General features: G+C 56.2%; 13 protein-coding genes. 1 reads left to right on the top strand and 12 read right to left on the bottom strand.

Annotated elements, in window-relative coordinates:
• Nucleotide 1: 1 nt before the first annotated feature.
• The 7 genes from folP to ABJL60_RS03000 form a co-directional block, all read right to left on the bottom strand.
• On the bottom strand, nucleotides 2–1,006 hold the full coding sequence (gene folP / locus ABJL60_RS03030; RefSeq protein WP_348374712.1) for a dihydropteroate synthase: 1,005 nt from the start codon (nucleotides 1,004–1,006) through the stop codon (nucleotides 2–4).
• A gap of 5 nt (nucleotides 1,007–1,011) precedes the next feature.
• Complete coding sequence (locus ABJL60_RS03025; protein ID WP_348285199.1) at nucleotides 1,012–1,938, bottom strand: dihydroneopterin aldolase; 927 nt, start codon at nucleotides 1,936–1,938, stop codon at nucleotides 1,012–1,014.
• Between the two features lie 136 nt (nucleotides 1,939–2,074).
• On the bottom strand, nucleotides 2,075–2,704 hold the full coding sequence (locus ABJL60_RS03020; RefSeq protein ID WP_348374710.1) for a cell wall hydrolase: 630 nt from the start codon (nucleotides 2,702–2,704) through the stop codon (nucleotides 2,075–2,077).
• Between the two features lie 151 nt (nucleotides 2,705–2,855).
• Entirely contained in the window at nucleotides 2,856–5,393 is a 2,538-nt protein-coding gene (locus ABJL60_RS03015) for a putative PEP-binding protein (protein ID WP_348374708.1), read from the bottom strand.
• A 140-nt stretch (nucleotides 5,394–5,533) separates the two neighbouring features.
• A complete protein-coding gene (gene glyS, locus ABJL60_RS03010; protein WP_348374706.1) occupies nucleotides 5,534–7,570 on the bottom strand; it encodes a glycine--tRNA ligase subunit beta in 2,037 nt (678 codons plus the stop codon).
• Nucleotides 7,570–8,085 carry a DUF6446 family protein gene (locus ABJL60_RS03005; protein ID WP_348375355.1) on the bottom strand — a complete coding sequence of 172 codons (516 nt, stop codon included), beginning with the start codon at nucleotides 8,083–8,085 and terminating at the stop codon, nucleotides 7,570–7,572. Before ABJL60_RS03005 ends, glyS begins: the two co-directional genes overlap by 1 nt.
• Nucleotides 8,082–9,014 (bottom strand): glycine--tRNA ligase subunit alpha, encoded by a 933-nt coding sequence (locus ABJL60_RS03000; RefSeq protein ID WP_108828903.1) that lies wholly within the window; start codon nucleotides 9,012–9,014, stop codon nucleotides 8,082–8,084. The genes ABJL60_RS03005 and ABJL60_RS03000 overlap by 4 nt, the downstream gene beginning before the upstream one ends.
• 179 nt (nucleotides 9,015–9,193) lie before the next feature.
• Here ABJL60_RS03000 and ABJL60_RS02995 point away from each other — a divergent pair, with 179 nt between their 5' ends.
• A complete protein-coding gene (locus ABJL60_RS02995) occupies nucleotides 9,194–10,951 on the top strand; it encodes a serine protease (RefSeq protein WP_348374704.1) in 1,758 nt (585 codons plus the stop codon).
• A 119-nt stretch (nucleotides 10,952–11,070) separates the two neighbouring features.
• Here the strand turns inward: ABJL60_RS02995 and ABJL60_RS02990 are convergent, their stop codons facing one another.
• The 5 genes from ABJL60_RS02990 to metZ all read right to left on the bottom strand — a co-directional run bounded on the left by ABJL60_RS02990 (nucleotide 11,071) and on the right by metZ (nucleotide 17,089).
• Nucleotides 11,071–12,675 (bottom strand): 5-guanidino-2-oxopentanoate decarboxylase, encoded by a 1,605-nt coding sequence (locus ABJL60_RS02990; RefSeq protein WP_348374702.1) that lies wholly within the window; start codon nucleotides 12,673–12,675, stop codon nucleotides 11,071–11,073.
• Nucleotides 12,676–14,124, bottom strand: coding sequence for a TrkH family potassium uptake protein (locus ABJL60_RS02985; RefSeq protein WP_348374700.1), 1,449 nt, complete (start codon nucleotides 14,122–14,124; stop codon nucleotides 12,676–12,678).
• A 92-nt stretch (nucleotides 14,125–14,216) separates the two neighbouring features.
• Nucleotides 14,217–14,444 (bottom strand): hypothetical protein, encoded by a 228-nt coding sequence (locus ABJL60_RS02980; RefSeq protein ID WP_348374698.1) that lies wholly within the window; start codon nucleotides 14,442–14,444, stop codon nucleotides 14,217–14,219.
• Nucleotides 14,445–14,644: 200 nt separating this feature from the next.
• Nucleotides 14,645–15,748: a GTP cyclohydrolase FolE2 gene (folE2, locus tag ABJL60_RS02975; protein WP_348374696.1), complete on the bottom strand. Its 1,104-nt coding sequence runs from the start codon at nucleotides 15,746–15,748 to the stop codon at nucleotides 14,645–14,647.
• Nucleotides 15,749–15,901: 153 nt separating this feature from the next.
• Complete coding sequence (gene metZ / locus ABJL60_RS02970) at nucleotides 15,902–17,089, bottom strand: O-succinylhomoserine sulfhydrylase (protein ID WP_348285191.1); 1,188 nt, start codon at nucleotides 17,087–17,089, stop codon at nucleotides 15,902–15,904.
• Nucleotides 17,090–17,319 lie beyond the last annotated feature (230 nt).

Here is a 17,319-nt window from a genome sequence, read left to right as displayed (position 1 = left end):
GTCAGTTATGTGCCATGCCTGCACGCCATAGCGCAATGGCTTGTGCATGTCCGGCCACATCATGGGCCCGTACAATTTGCACCCCTTGCCCCAGTGCAGCCAACGCAACGCCAATTGACCCCGCGTCGCGATCTTGTGGTTCTGATGCGCCACCAAGGGTGCCGATGAAGCGTTTGCGCGATGCGCCCAGCAAGATGGGGGTGCCAAGGGAATGAAACAGGCTGATTTTTTCGAGTAACGCCAGATTATGCGTCATGTTTTTCCCGAAACCGATCCCCGGATCGACAATAATCTGACCCCGTGACAGGCCTTGACGGGTCAGGGTTTCGATCCGCTCTGCCAAAAAGTCATACACATCCAAAAGAACGTTTTCGTAGTGCGGATCTTTTTGCATTGTCGCAGGATCGCCTTGCGCATGCATCACGCAAACTGGCACGTTACGCTTTGCGCACAAAGGGGCCAAGCCCGCGTCAAACGTAAACCCTGCGACGTCATTCACCAAACTTGCACCTGCATCCAAAGCAGCATCCGCCACCGCCGCTTTGCGGGTATCGATCGAAATAGGATGCGTGGTTTTGGCCCGTATGGCAGCAATCGCGGGGGCTACACGTGCAATTTCATCATCTGCCGCGACCGTTTGCGCACCCGGTCGTGTGGATTCACCCCCGATGTCCAAAATATCCGCGCCCTGCCCGATCATCTGCAATGCCGTTTGGCAAGCCATCTCAGGGGCCGCGTTTTCACCCCCATCCGAAAAACTGTCAGGCGTCACATTCACAATGCCCATCAATCGGGGGACATCAAAGGTCATATCAGAGATCAGGCTGCGTTGCGTTGTCAGAGCCGCGCTTTCTGCGCTTGTCAATTCGGATACAGATGCCACGCGGGATGTGTGGCGACGCGACAAAATTTCGATATGGGTGAACCAACCCCACCCGCCTGCAAGGGGCAAGGCATCATCGGGGCGGGTGCTGCCAACCTGGACCAAAGGACGGACATAGCGCATGACGCTTAAACCCGGTCGCTGTCCGCAGACATGGTGCGCACGGTCACAGCACTGTCCTCAGGCGCCTCTGCACCGATCACCAGCAGCTCTTGGGCGTCACAGGTTTGGGCGAACCACGCAGCCAGTGCCACGGCGTCTTTTGGGCCAGCGGAAGGGCCATCAACCGCATCCAACACAATCTTGGACGGCGCCCAAACACAAATCTGGTCATTGCGCATACCCCAGTCCAGTTCTGTACGCGTTTCCACGACAACACAGCGTTCGTCCGTTGCAGCCAGAACCCACGCGTTTTGCTCAATTGCCAGCAGATCGACGCGGCGTTGGGTCATTTTGTGGCCTGTTTGCGGGGCTGGCACATCAGACGCTTCGACACATACGATCAAAGGCCGCCCGCCTGCCTGCAACTGATCAATCCAGCCTCCCAAATGGGGCGATCCCAGCGCTGCGTTCGACAAAAACACCAGTTCTGGGTGCAATGGCGTTTCTTCCTCGATGCTGGCCAAATCACTTGCGGCGCGTGCGCGGACAATTTCCACACCCAATGCGCCCGGTCCGCGATCCAGTTTTTCGATGCGCACAAAGACGCGCTTTGCTTGTGGTTCTAGCAAAATGCGATCCGCAACACGTTCTGCGAGTGTTTCCAACAAGTTAAGCCGCTCGTCGGCCAGTTCAAATGCGATCGCTTCGGTGACTTTGTCGTAGCTTAGAATGCGGTCCACATCATCTTCGATGGGGCCGGTCAGCGGTTGCACTTCCACAACGATGTTAAAGCTGATGCGTTGCGTGACCCCGCGCTCTGCCTGAAACGCGCCGATTTCGACATCTACCGTATGATTGCGCACGGAAATGCGATCAAGTGGCTGGTCGCCATGGGGGGTCGCATCGGCACGCTCAGAGGGATGCGCAAAAGCGAGACGGACTTCAGTGGTCATGAGACAGGTCTTTCAACAGGGCAAGCAGCGCCTGCATAGACGGTTTTGCCGTTTGAGGACAGCGTCGTTTACGCCAGAGCAGCACCCATATGCGGCATCCCATTGCGCTGGATACCTACAGACAGATGGCCGCTTTTCAGTTCGATGCAGTGCGGTACGTGTGACGGTAAAAGATATGGACGCCAATCCGTGCTGTTTTGGTGTACACTTTGGACCAACGCGGGCGTACGGCTGTTGTGTGATAATGCGTGGCCCCATTGGTCAAATCGGGGGCGCGGCCATCAATTACCGCACGGGCCACTTTTGCAACACGCTCGTAGGATTTTGGTTCGTTGATGCGTTCCGGTTTGCCGTCGCAGGTGTAGGTGAATTGGCACCCGTATTTCTTGCCGGTGCCCTGGTTGATCACGCCACACAAAGAGCCGGGAAACCGTGTGCTTTTGACCCGGTTCAAGATCACCTCAGCAACAGCGAATTGACCTTTCACGGTCTCGCCACGAGCTTCAAAATACAGCGCTTCAGACAGACATTTCCACTGGGCGTTGCCTTTTGCTTTGGGTTGCGCGTCAAGCCAGGATTTTGAGAACACAACATCGCTGCCGCTTTGGTCCACGACCTGCACCAGCCCATTCAACCTGTCTTTGGAGACTTTGTTCAAGCCGCGCGTCTCATTGCGCAACAGCTTTTTTGCCTGTTCATCCCCCGCCAAAAGCGAAACGGGAATGGACATGGCCAGAGCCATCAAAAAGGAAAGAAGTACACGCATGCGGCAGCCTAGTGTCGTTTCAGATGGGGCCACATACGCAGAAAATTGGTTAAGGTCCAGTTTATCACGTTTTCAGCACACCCGCGTCATGCGCCGCAGCCTAGGTTCACCAGCTACAAAACCCCTTATTTCGCGGGTGTTGCACTGTTTATCACAATGTCTTGTGGGCGATGGCCAATTGGGCTGCGGCAAGACGCGCACCTGGCACCCGAAACGGAGAGCATGAAACATAATCAAAACCACGGGCGCGACAGAATGCGATTGATTCGGGATTACCACCGTGCTCACCACAGATCGACAACGTCACATCGGGCTGCGTTTTGCGGCCCCGTGTGGCACCCAGTTCCAGCAACTCTCCCACCCCGTCCAGATCCAGCGTGTGAAACGGGTCTTCGGGGAAGACCTCCTGACGCACATAATCAGACATGAACCGTCCAGCATCATCGCGGCTTAATCCATAGGTCATTTGCGTCAGATCGTTGGTCCCGAAACTTAAGAAGGCGCAATGCTGTGCAATGTCACCGGCGCGCAATGCAGCGCGTGGCGTTTCAACCATAACACCCAGTCTGTAGTCAAAGCTTTCACCGCGTTCGTTGTGAACAGCCGCCGCAACGCTATCAATGTTGGTTTTGACCAATTCAACTTCGCGTTTGGCGCTGACCAACGGGATCATGATTTCAGGGACGACGGGGTCGCCGTCGCGGCTGGCTTCCAAGGTGGCTTCAAAAATCGCCCGGGCCTGCATTTCGTAAATTTCCGGCACTGTCACACCAAGGCGCACACCGCGCAAACCGAGCATCGGGTTATATTCCATCATGGCTTCAATGCGCCGCGTTACATCGGACAAGGGCAAATCCAAAGCTTCGGCAAGCTCGCGCTGTCCACTGCGATTTGTCGGCAGGAATTCATGTAGGGGTGGATCAAAAAGTCGAATGCAGACTGGCTGGCCCTCCATGATCCGGAACAATTGCGTAAAATCGTCCCGCTGCATCGGCAACAAGCGCTCTAGGACAGCGCGCCTGTCCTCGCCTGTCTCGGCAAAGATCATCTCGCGCATCACCGTCAGACGGTTGATGTCGAAAAACATGTGTTCCGTGCGGCACAAACCGATACCTTGCGCGTTGAAATTGCGTGCGGTCTGAGCATCGGCTGGGGTATCTGCATTGGCGCGAATGCCGATGTCGCGTTCCGCATCTGCCCAATCCATCAGGTTTTGAAATGCGTCGTCTAGTACGGCTTCCTGCATCGCAGGCGCCCCCAACAATACATCCCCGCTGGTGCCATCAATGGTGATCACGTCGCCTTGTTTGATGATACGCCCGTCTTTGAGCATCAACTGCTTGTCATTGGTCTGAAACCGGATGTCGGACACGCCCACAACGCACGGCAGGCCAATGCCGCGCCCGATCACAGCTGCGTGGCTGGTGATACCGCCCCGTTCTGTCAAAACGGCTTTGGCCGCGTGCATGCCACGAATATCTTCGGGCGACGTTTCACGGCGGACCAAAACGCAATCTTCGTTGCGTGACGCGCTGGCTTGTGCTTCTGCAGCCGTAAACACGATCCGACCTGTGGCCGCACCGGGACTGGCAGCGATCCCATGCCCGATGACGTCACGCGCCGCATCTTTGTCGACTTGGCGGTGCAACAATTCATTCAGCATGCTCGGCTCGACACGCATCACAGCCTCTTGCTGCGGAATAATCTTGTCCTTGGCAAGCTGCACAGCGATACGCACAGCTGCACGCGGGCTGCGGGCCACACGTACACCATCCAGAATGTGCAAAACACCGTCATCTACAGTGAATTCCACCTGCATTTCTTCGCGCAATTTCACCCGCATCAACGCGGCATGGTCCTGAAGCTGTTTGAACAGCGCAGGTTCTTGTTCTTCCAAAGACGGCCCACGAGGGTCTTTTGTCAGGTACAATGCTTCTGCTTCGGCTTGCAACGCATCGCGCCCCTGACTTTGACGCAAATAGCGTCCGGTGATTTGCGGCAGCCCTGTGTTGCTGTCGACAAGCTGCAAAACGCCTGCGCCGCTTTTCTTGATGCCAACGCCAAAGGCCATTTGCTGAACCACCAACCCCAAACCGGCTTCGGCAGGAGCACCTTTGGCTTGGCGCAGCAAACGGGCGGATGTGCCATCCCATGCACGTGCCATTGATCGCAACACCGCGCCAAGCTGCGTCGCACGGTTGCCGGGGAAGCTTTCTTCGGTCTCGTCCTCATAGGCACGTAGGGTTTCTTTCAACCCTTCGGGCCCGTTCCCTGTTACATTATCGAACATATCGGGATCTAGTCTGGCAACATGCACCGCATAATATTGCACAAATCGCATATATAGCGTTGTAGCGGCATCTGACCCCAAATCACGGCACAAAGTCGCGTGGCTGGCATCGTTCATCCCGATATTCAACACGGCCCCCGGACCACCCCAGTCAGGATCTTCAGAAGACGGACGCACACAAAGCAGTGCATCATCGGGAAACTGTTTCAGTACGGCTTCAATGTCCGGCAGTTCCCCTTGGGCGATTTTGTGCACCGCATCAAAGCTAAGGGCGACAGTTGTCGGCACCGGCAGATCAAGCCGCACCAGCCGTTGCAGGCATTTCGCCCGCCCGCCATGTGTCGCTGTCGCGATCGGCGCTGTTTGCGTCACCAGTGTTGTGTTTGGATTATTCTGCACCGCAGCACCTCATGTATTGGGTGCAGCATAGAATGTAAACTTGATGTGACAAGAGTTAAGAAAGGTTAACGGGCAAGCCGAAGGGGGGCCAGCCCCCGGCCTGCGGCCTCCCCCGAGGTATTTTTGCCAAGATGAAGGGATTAGCCGTCGATTTTGGTCAGGTCTGCCACGCTTGAGCAGATTGTGCGGATGCGGCTGAGCAGATTGAGCCTGTTGCGTCGCACAGTTGGGTTGTCTGCGTTGATTTGCACCGCTTCAAAGAACGCGTCGATGGGTTGGCGCAGGGTTGCCATGGCAGCCATTGCGGTTTGGAAGTCTTGGCTGTCCATCGCCGGGGTAATTTTGGCCTCTGCTGCGTCGAGCGCTGCAAAAAGCGTGCGTTCTTCGTCGGTTTCCGCGAATTTGACGTCAGCGCCGTAGGAATATTCGACGCCGTCAGCCTCTTCCGCTTGGGAGAGGATGTTGTTGGCGCGTTTGAACCCTTGGATCAGGTTTTCGCCGTCGTCTGTTTTGAGTGTTTCAGACAGGGCACGGGCGCGTTTGACCAAAAGGTTGATGTCGTCGTTGTTTGGCATCGCAATGCAGGCATCGATGATGTCGTGGCGGATACCTTGATCACGCAAGTAGGTTTTGAGGCGGTCGTGGATGAAGGAAAGCAGCGCGTCGCTGACCCCTAATTTCATCAACGGGGCGGTCAGCTCGTTTTCCAGAGCAATTCTAATGATCCCTAAAGCTGCGCGGCGCAGCGCAAACGGGTCTTTTGACCCTGTTGGCTTCTCATCAATCGCCCAGAACCCAACCAGCTTATCGATTTTCTCAGCCAGAGACACCGCCACAGAAACCGGCGCTGTAGGCACATCATCTGACGGACCTAATGGAGCGTAGTGTTCCTCAGAAGCTGCCGCAATCGCTGCGTCTTCGCCTGAAGCCTCAACGTAATACCGCCCCATAAGCCCTTGAAGTTCTGGGAATTCGTAGACCATTTCGGAGCTAAGGTCGGCTTTCGCCAAGCGTGCCGCTTTTTCGGCCATGTCGGGGTCTGCGCCCACATGGGGGGCGATTTCGCGGGCTAAGTTGGCCATGCGTTCGATCAATTCGGCTTGGGTGCCGAGTTTGTTGTGGAAGGTCACGTTTTTCAAGGCGTCGAGCCATTCGCTCATGCCCGCCTTGGCGACGCGCAGGTCGTTTTCCCAGAAAAACTTGGCGTCGGCCAAACGTGCGGACAGCACCTTTTGGTTACCCGCAAGGATCGTCGCACCATTGTCGGCGGTTTCGCGGTTGGCGACTGTGATGAACCGCTCAATCCGGCCTGTTTTGGAGTTTTTGACGGAGAAGAACTTTTGGTGTTCTTTCATCGAGACTTTGAGAACCTCTGGCGGCAGACCAAGGAAGTCATCGTCGATGGTGCCCATCAGGACCACCGGCCATTCGACAAGCCCTGCGACCTCGGCCAAAAGGCCTGCGTCTTCAATGACTTCCAGCCCATTGGCGAAGGCTTGGTTGGTGGCGTCGTGCCAAATGGTGTCGGCGCGTTCGGACGCGTCCAGCACCACAAAGGCGCGTTTCAGCTTGGTTGTGTAGTCGTCAAAGGACGTCACCGAAAAGCGGCCCGGGGCCATAAAACGGTGGCCTTCGGTGATGTCCGACGACGTGATGCCGTCGACGTCCATCGGGATCACTTCTGCGCCGTCTTCGGCCACGGTGATCGCCAGAATGGAGTGCAATGGGCGGACCCATTTCAAGGAACCACTGCCCCAGCGCATGGATTTGGGCCATGGGAAATTGCGGATCGCGTGTTCTAACACCTCGGCCACGATGTCCGCTGCCGGGCGGCCCGGCTTGGTGATTTTGGCAAACAGGATGTTGCCTTTGGGCGTTTCGCGTTCCTCTAGGTCGTCGCGGCTTAGGCCAGCGCCGCGCAGGAAGCCTTCGATGGCTTTTTCGGGCGCGTCGGCTTTGGGGCCTTTGCGTTCTTCCACGGTCGTGGGGGACGCGTCCAGCATCCCCTCAACCGTCAGGGTCAGGCGGCGCGGCGTGGAAAATGCGGCGGCAGAGGCGTAGGTCAACCCGGCCTCAACCATGCCGTTTGTGACCAGCTTTTTCAGGTCCTCAGCGGCGCGGGTTTGCATGCGCGCGGGGATTTCTTCGGAAAACAGTTCAATCAGAAGATCAGGCATTATTCGGTTTCCCTTCTGGGGCATTCTTCGCCGACGATGGTGCCGTCATAGGCCTTGTCGCCGCAGTCATTCAGGTCGTGCCAGACGTAGCCACGCCCGTCTTCGGTGATTGCCACGATGCGATCGACGCCGAATTCGACGTTTTTGCCACCAAGGAATGGAATGGCTGTACCGGCTTCGAGTTCGGCGGCAATGGCGGCGGCGTCAAAGCAGTCGAACCATTCGGGCGCGTTGCGCGGGGTTGCTGTTTCTAAGCCTACGTAGGTTTCGGACAGCAATGACAGGCTAAGGTCTGTGGTAAAACACGCGCGGTAGCGCAGGGGTGAGCTGTCGGCGTCGATGGCTTGCAGATTGTCGAAGCTGATGGTTTCGGGCAGGTCGTCGACGACCGACACAAGCTGCACGTCACCGCCTACGACCTCGTCGTAGAACCCGTAGACTTGCAGGTAATACATGAAAATTCCCGCCCCAAAGGCACTGCCAACTAACAACACAGCTAAAAATTTCCCCATTATTCAGCGGCCTCGACAAACCCACCGGCCCGCGTTTGCACAAAAGCGTCTGCGCAGGCTTTGGACAGTGTGCGCACGCGTCCGATGTAGGCTTGGCGTTCAGTGACCGAGATCACGCCGCGTGCGTCCAAAAGATTGAAGATGTGGCTCGCTTTGATCGCCTGGTCGTAGGCGGGGTGCGCCATGACAATGCGTTTGCCTGTTTTCGGGTCGTCATGCGCTTGTGATAGAATGCTTTTGCATTCCGCTTCCGCCTCTTCGAAATGCCGCAGCAATACGTCTGTGTTGGCCACATCAAAGTTCCAGCGCGCATATTCTTCTTCGGTTTGTTTGAAGATGTCACCGTAAGACAGTGCAATGGGCGTTTGGGGATCGTTGAACGGCATGTCCATCACGTGATCGACGCCAAGGATGTACATCGCCAAACGCTCTAGCCCGTAGGTCAGCTCACCTGAGACCGGGTGACAATCATGCCCCCCAACCTGTTGGAAATACGTGAATTGTGACACTTCCATGCCGTCACACCAGACTTCCCAGCCAAGGCCCCACGCCCCAAGTGTTGGGCTTTCCCAATCGTCTTCAACAAAGCGGATGTCGTGCAGGTCCATGTCCACGCCAATGGCTTCGAGCGACCCCAGATACAGCTCTTGCAGATCGGGGGGGCTGGGTTTGATGAGCACTTGGTATTGGTAATAGTGCTGCAGACGGTTCGGGTTTTCGCCATAGCGCCCGTCTGTGGGGCGGCGCGAAGGCTGCACATAGGCGGCAGCCCACGGGTTCGTGCCCAAAGACCGCAGCGTGGTGGCGGGATGGAACGTCCCTGCCCCGACTTCCATGTCGTAGGGCTGCAAAATCGCACAGCCTTTTGATGCCCAATAAGACTGAAGCCGCAGGATGATTTCCTGAAACGAACGCGGTGCGATTGTGCTCATGTCTGCATGTCCCGATTGACGCTTGGCAAATGCCGTGAATTGCGGCCTTTCCTATGGTGTGTGGCCAAAAGGGTCAATTGCGCGTGTGGCTTTCTTTTACCGGTATTCCCCCATGGTGTTTATGGCAATTTCCTGCTTATTTGCGCGCAACAGGTACAAGGACATAGGGTTAAGGCGAAATGATGCACAGGGTTGCTGCTGCGGTAATGGTTTTGTTTGCGTGGGTGGTGCCGATGGCGGCCCAAACGTCAAATGATGTGGTTTGGGTCCAAGTGGAAGCGCAGCCAAGTTTACGTCAAGCCACGGAAAGTGCGCGGTCTTATGCCGCCAATCTGGAAGATGTTAACGGATTTGCCCTGCCCGGCGGTTGGTACGGCATCGCCCTTGGCCCATACACACGCCGCGACGCCGAAATCGTCTTGCGCACGTATCGTCGTGATCGGTTGATCCCGCGTGACGCCTATATCGCGTTTTCCAGCGGCTTTCGGCAGCAATTTTGGCCAGTGGGCGCCAATGTTTTGGAAAATGGCGCGATTGCGGCCCCCGAAAACGCCCAAACCACCGCATCCACTGAAGTCGATCCTGAACCCGTTGTTGTCGCAGAACCCGAACCCGCAGATGAGACGCCAAATCAGGCACGTCGCAGTGAACAATTGCTATCGGCGGATGAGCGAAAAGAGCTTCAGGTGGCGTTGAAATGGGCTGGTGTTTATGATGGCGCGATTGACGGCGCATACGGTCGCGGCACCCGCAATTCCATGGCAGGATGGCAAGCGGCCCAGGGCCTGGAAATCACAGGCATCCTGACAACCATGCAACGCGCGGAATTGTTGCGACAGTATAACGCTGTTCTGGAAGGCCTTGGCTTGCAGATGGTTCAAGACACGCAAGCTGGTATCGAAATGCTGTTGCCCACCGCCGTGGTGGCCTTCGACAAACACGAATCCCCCTTTGCCCACTACACGTCCACCGGTGACATCGCCGCCCAAGTGTACCTGATAAGCCAAGCGGGTGATCAGTCCACGCTGTTTGGCCTGTATGACATCATGCAGACCCTCGAGATTGTACCACTGGACGGACCGCGTGAGCGTCGCAAAAACAGCTTTGTGCTGGTTGGTGAAAATGATCAGATCGTGTCCGAGACACGGGTGTCTCTGCAAAACGGCGAAGTCAAAGGATTTACCTTGATTTGGCCTGCCGGGGATGAGGCCCGTCGCACGCGTTTGTTGACCCAGATGGACAAAAGCTTTGCCCGACTGAACGGCGCGTTGGACCCGACAGCGGGATCAGCCGATGAACAAGCCGTGGATCTGGTCGCTGGCCTTGAGGTGCGTAAGCCCAAGCTGTCGCGGTCCGGTTTTTACGTTGATGCACGCGGCGCTGTGGTAACAAGTTCAGACGCAGTGGCATCATGCACCCGCATCACCCTGGATCAGGAATACGAAGCCGAAGTTCTGGCGTCCGACACGGATCGAGGCATCGCCCTACTCTCGCCCAAAGACGCGCTGGCACCTTTGACAGTTGCCGCATTCAGCGCAAACACCCCGAGGCTTCAAAGCGAAGTTGCAGTTGCTGGATACAGCTATGAGGGTGTTCTGGGTGCAGCTTCGATCACATTTGGAACACTGGCGGACGTCCGTGGTCTGCGTGGTGAAGCCGGATTGAACCGTTTGGCCTTATCCGCATTGCCCGGCGATGTGGGCGGCCCTGTTCTGGATGCGTCCGGCGCTGTTCTGGGTATGTTGCTGCCTGCACCCGAAACAGGGCAGCAACTGCCTGCGAATGTCAGCTTTTCGCTGGACCGCACTGTCATTCAGGATCTTTTGTCTCAGGCTGGCCGTTCCGCTGATCGCGCGACCAACGCTGCCGCTTTGCCCCCCGAGGACATCGCAGCATCTGCAGTGAATATGACCGTCCTGGTCAGCTGCTGGAACTAATATTGGCGGGTGCACCAAGGTGCACCTTACCGCACAAGTTTTTAAGTTGCGCGTGGTGTCACAGTTGGACCGGGGCATTGCCCCGGACCCCAAAGTATTTGTCGCGAAAGGAAGCTGGCTCAGCCGGTGATTTCCGGTGTCACGTAAATCAGAGTTGGTCCGTCTGCCTGAAATGCTTTGACCACTTCGTCTTGCATCTGTGAAAGCGTCGTTGGAGCACATGAATGTGCGCCGAACGCTTCTGCCAATTTGCAAAAGTCGGGATTTTTAGCAACAACCGCGTTGGGTGCGATCTGGGCACGCACCATGGAATCCTCAATTTCTTTGAGTTTACCGTTGTCCCACAGAATGATTGGCAGAGGCAATTCGAGTTCGACTGCAACCCCGAGTTCGGCCATCGTATAGTGGAAGCCATAGTCGCCAATGATCGCCATTGTGGGTTTGTCGGGCCGCGCGACGGCCCCGCCGATTGCGGCAGGGGTGGCGTACCCTAGCGTTCCGAAACCAGTTGGATGGTGCCAGTGGTTGGGGCGGTCCATGTCCCAGATTTCTTTAGCCGCGTAGGCGAATTGCGTCATGTCGGAGTAGATCATTGTGTTGTCTGGTAAACAGGCTTTGACCGCGTCGGCTACGGCCGGGATACCTGGGCGTTCGGCTTCGATCTCGGCCCGCCAGCGTTTGCGGGTGGCGGCGATTTCAGCAGGTTTCCAGTCCGTTTGCGGTGTGTGATCGGCGAGTGCATCATAGACTGCTTCCATCAGCTCATAGGCACCAGCCACGATTTGCATATCACCGTCTTGAAGCTCACCGTGCATCTGCGAGGCATCAATATCGACCCGGATCATAGGACAACTGTGCCCCAACTCATCCCGCCACAAATCAACGGGGGCCAATTCCGAACCAACCACCAAAAGCAGATCGGCTTTGGCCAAAACATCTGCTGAATCGGGGCGACCAAGCGTGGATCCCAAATATAGCGGATGATGACCGTCGATAATGCCACGTCCCGCATAAGTACAAAACACAGCCGCACCCGATCGTGTCGCAATTTTACCGTACATGCTGCTGCCGGTCGTGGCCCCCCCACCTAAAATCATGATTGGGCGCTTCGCTGTTTTTAAAGCATTGGCGATTTTATTGACGGCATAAACATCTCGGCCGTCCTTTCCCAAGAATTCGCTGGCCACTCGCTTTGGCGGCATGGGCGCACGCGCCTCAAGCTGCGCAATCGGAACTTGGATGTGCTTTGTGCGGGGGCGATTTGTTTCAAACTCGGTCAGCGCACGGTCAATGAGCGTATAGGCCGCCTCGGCTGTTCGTGCCTCTTCTGACCAATCGCACACGGTGGCCGCCGCGCCGCGTTGGTCTTTCATTTGATGCAGCTGCCCTTTGGTGGCCGCGATTTCGTCCAGACAGGATGAGATCACCAGCATCGGCACGCTATCGCTATACGCCTGCCCCATCGGCGTCATGATGTTGCACAGCCCCGGCCCCGTGATCACGTAAGCCACCCCCGGCTTGCCAGTGGCCCGCGCGTAGCCATCGGCCATAAACCCTGCACCCTGTTCGTGACGCGCCAGAACATGGGTGATCCCCGCCTCTTCGATGCCACGGTACATTTCCTGATTGTGCACGCCCGGTATCCCGAAGATCACATCGACCCCGCGGTCTTTCAGCATGTGCGAGATTTGAGCGCCCAAAGGCTTTTGTTCGGTGTTGGGCATTTAAGCTCTCCAGAATTGAATGGTGAGGATGGCGTAGACCGCCAGAAGTTCGAGGCGCCCCAGCAGCATGGCTGTGGCCAGCAGCCATTTGGCTGTGTCATTCAGGTTGGCAAAATTGCCAGCGGGACCAATCTCGGCGCCCAGCCCAGGGCCAATGTTGGCAAGGGCTGCCGCAGCACCTGAAACGGATGTGGTGAAGTCGAGCCCCGTCATGCCCAAGGCCACCGCAAGCACCCCCAAAGTCACAGTGAAGAACATGAAGAACGACATCACCGAACTTAGGACGTCATCCCCCACAGTCCGCCCTGCGTAACGGGGGGTGAAGATGCCATGGGGCGAGCGGGTCTTTTGCAATTGTGCCCGGATCGACGCAAACAACAGTTGGTAACGGAACACTTTGATAGAACATGCCGTGGACCCCGCACAGCCGCCGATAAGCCCTGTGAAGAACAGAACCGCCACGGCAAAACTGCCCCATTGCATGTAGTTCGCGCTGGCGTACCCGGTACCTGTCAGCAAAGATACAGTGTTGAACAAGGCCTTGCGCAGCGTCAGTTCGGTAGCGGCCTCAGACTGCCATAGGGTCCATCCTGCAATCAAAAACACGATCACCACAGCGGTGCCAAAAAACGCATGGATTTGGGTGTCTTGCAGCAAAGGTCGCGCCGTACCTGCGGTCAACTGCACGAAACGCACAAAAGGCAAAGCAGCCAGTAGCATAAAGACAGTCGCGACATATTCTGCCGAAGGGTCAAATGCCCCGAAAGACGCGTCGTAGTTCGCAAAACCACCCGTGGCGATTGTGGTCATGGCATGCACCGTTGCATCAAAGGCATTCATGCCAGCGGCGATGTAGGACAAGGCACAGGTCAAGGTCAGCCCAAGGTAAATAACGGAAATGCGTGATGCGATTTCGGTCGCCCGCGGCAGGATTTTTCCGAACGTGTCAAAACCCTCGGAGCGGAAGATTTGCATTCCGCCGACGCGCAATTCGGGCAAAAACACCATGGCGACCACGATAATGCCGACGCCGCCCAACCATTGCAAAATACCGCGCCACAACAACAGGCCTTTTGGCAACGTGTCCAAGTTGGAAAAGACGGTCGATCCGGTTGTCGTCAGGCCTGACATCGCCTCAAAGAACGCATCGGTGAAATTGGCACCCGTTGCGCCCAGAACAAATGGCAACGCCCCGAAAACAGGCAAAGCCAGCCAAACGCCTGTGGTCAGCAAGAACGTCTGCTGGATGGTCAGGCCCTCTTTTACGCCATTCGAACAGCTAAGTGCGATAAGCCCGCCCGCGATGATCGTGATGACGGCGCTTTGTGCGAAGGTTGTCCAGTACCCGTCCCCTTCGGCAATAGCCACCAGAAAAGGCAGCAGCATCGCTACGCCCAAAACAGTGACCAATAGGCCAATCACATATCCGACAGGACGCAGATCCAACATAATGCCAAGCGTTGGCGCGACAGAGCGGTTATGTCAAGCAGATGCAAGCCATAGCCGGCGCGCGGTCCCGCACCACGCCGTGTCGCGCGTCGTTACGAATACATCAGATCGCGGAACACATATGCCGGAATATCATCCCGTTTCAGATGCATTTCAGCCAGTTCTGCATCGGATTTTGCATTCAGAATTTCGATTTTCTGTGCGCGCGCTTCCGCAGAAATCCGCAGCATCCGCGCATCAATCAAAGCATTAAATATGCTTGTGAAAAAAGAACCGATTGCATGGATTGCAGAGGGGCGGTGCATGTCTGAAAGGGCCATTTTCAGGTCTCCTGAGGGGGGTGTTTGAAGTCCCTCCAACTTATGCTGCAACGCAGAAAGTCACCACTTACAGTTTTGCATAGCCGAACCGCTTCTGACGCATGTCCGCACCAAGATGCCCCAAAACAGCAAAACGCCCGCCACTGCGCTGTGCAAGACGGGGCGCAGGGCGGGCGTTTTTGAAACGAACCAGTCGCTTATCAGCCCGTGTGAAACAGGGTCTCGAACAGGCGTGGGTCGAAACTGTCTTGCGCAAATGTTTGGCCTTCGGTCAGAACGGACACGGCGTCATGGCTGTGCAAGCTTTCCTGATGGCTGGCAATGACCCGGAAATCGCCGATGCGGACATCTGCCAAAAGCTGTTCACTGAACAAACGTGCGGCGTCTTCCACAAAGATCGGATTGGCCGCATTCAATTCCGCAAAAGCCTGTTCGTCTTCGCGTTTCACCATCACTTGTGTTTCGGTTGGCACAGCGCGACGGCAGGCTTCGATCAAATCCTCGAACCACAGGGGACCTGCGTCATTGTCCAACACCACCGACACACGCGCCACAGAACGTTGCGAGTGCGGCGTCGCCAATTGCCCACGTGTCGCGCGGGCGTGTTCGGACAATTCAAGAGAACAGGGGCATGTGGACGAATAGACATAATCCAGATGCACCATCTTCTGGCGCAGGCCGTCTTTTTCAACCAATTCCAACGCGATGTCGTAGTATTGGTACCCAGACAGCCCCGAGCGCAGGCTTTGCACCTTCATGGGAAAGCTAAACCGCATTTGAATGCGCGCATCAAAGCTTTCCAGATCGGTAATGTAGTCGTTCAGTGCCGCATCGATCACATCAAAGCTGAACGCCTTTTCGGCGTGCTTGTAGAAGGACCGCATGATGCGGGACATGTTGATGCCCTTTTTGTCAGCTTCAAGGCTGACTGACCCCGTAACAGAGGTCTCAAGCATCAGCTCGCCCGCATCGCGGGTTTTAAAGCGCAACGGCAAGCGGAAATTTGAGATGCCCACATGCTGGATTTGCTGCTTTGCACCTTTGATCAGGCTGGACGGACCATTTTGCAAATCAGGCAGAGTGGATTTGTAGGCGTCGTCCACGACAAATCCGTCGGGAAATTTGCGCGACAGCGCGGGATAATCGACAGACGTCTTTCCCGGGATCAACTTGGCCACCGACGGGTCAAGTTCCAAAATCTCTGTCGTCGTTGCGGTTTCAGCCCAGCGGCGCAGCACATCAAGTGCGGCTTCGGCTTCGTCGCGTTCGGGTATTGCTGTGATATCGGGCGAATGAATATTCATTAAGTGGCCCCCCTGTATGATCGTTTCGACACCTTACATAGTGTGTGTGTGATCTAATTGCCAATTACGACTAGAAGTACGGGCAAAACCGACGCTTGGATCACGCAAGGCGCAGGTTTTGCTTCATTTCTTTTTCATTCGGCAGTCGCGGTCTTATGACCGTGCCGCATTTACCGCCTGTTGCAGGTCTGCGATCAGATCATCCGTATCTTCTATGCCTACCGAAATGCGCACCAAACCGTCAGTGATGCCCAAAGTGTCCTTTTGCGCGTCGCTTAGTCGCTGATGTGTCGTTGTTGATGGATGCGTCATGATGGTTTTGGCATCGCCCAAATTGTTTGAGATAATGCCAATCTTGACGGCATTCAGAAACCTGAACGCCGCCTCGCGCCCGCCTGCCAGATCAAGGGCCAACATCGTGCCGCCCTTGCCCATTTGCTGCGCGACCAGATCGTGCTGTGGATGATCCTTCAGGCCGGGATAAATCACGCGCTTCAACCCGCTTTGCCCCTGCAATGCCTCTGCAATCGCCTGTGCGCTTGTGGTTTGGGCACGTACACGCAGGTCCATGGTTTCCAAGCCCTTCAGGTGCGTCCACGCCGTAAACGGAGACATAGAACCCCCTGTGTGCTTCATGTAAGGTTCAAGCGTTTTGCGAATAAACTGCTTTGACCCCAGCACGATACCGCCCAGCGCACGGCCCTGCCCGTCTACGTGTTTGGTTGTGGAATACACAACGATATCAGCGCCTTGCGCGAAAGCCTTGGAATAGACCGGCGTTGCAAAAACGTTATCAATCACCACCAACGCACCCACAGCGTGGGCAATTTCGGAAACGGCGGTGATGTCGATCACTTCAAGCGTCGGGTTCGACATGCTTTCAAAGAACACGGCTTTGGTGTCGGACCGAACTGCATCGCGCCATTGATCCAGATCGGTCCCGTCTACAAATGTCACCTCGACGCCGTAGCGGGTTAGAATGTCCTCCAACACATACAGACACGACCCGAACAGCGCACGTGATGACACCACATGGTCACCCGCCTTCAGCATGGAAATGAGCGCACCAGACACAGCCGCCATCCCAGAGGCCGTGGCAAAGGCATCCTCTGCACCTTCCAAAGCGGCCATGCGATCTTCGAACATTTTGACTGTCGGGTTGCCGTAACGCGCATAGATGAATTCATCCGGTCCGCATTCTTCAAAACGGGCGGCTGCGTCTTCGGCGCTTGCGTACACAAAGCCTTGTGTCAGAAAAATCGCCTCAGAAACTTCGCCGTATTGGCTGCGTCGTGTGCCGGAATGCACCGCTTTGGTGCGTGGATTCCAAGTGTCGGTCATATCTTCTCTCCACGGGTTGCAAAAAGGGCCAACCACGAAAAAACCCCCGAACGCAAAGTCAAGCGAAGGGGGGCTTCATCCTGACCTTTTAGCAGTTTTTGCGTGGTCTTTGGGGTCGCCCCCAAGCCGCACGTGGCCCGCAATCCGGTAACAAATCGCCACAAACTTCACCTACGCCGTTGCGTGAAGCCCGTCAACACCGTGACGCACCCGTAACCGGAGTTTCACGC

It is taken from the genome of Ascidiaceihabitans sp. (assembly GCF_039986515.1).
Classification (GTDB): domain Bacteria; phylum Pseudomonadota; class Alphaproteobacteria; order Rhodobacterales; family Rhodobacteraceae; genus Ascidiaceihabitans.
The sequence above is the reverse complement of the archived record's forward strand: the minus strand, read 5'-3'. Positions and strand labels throughout refer to the sequence as shown.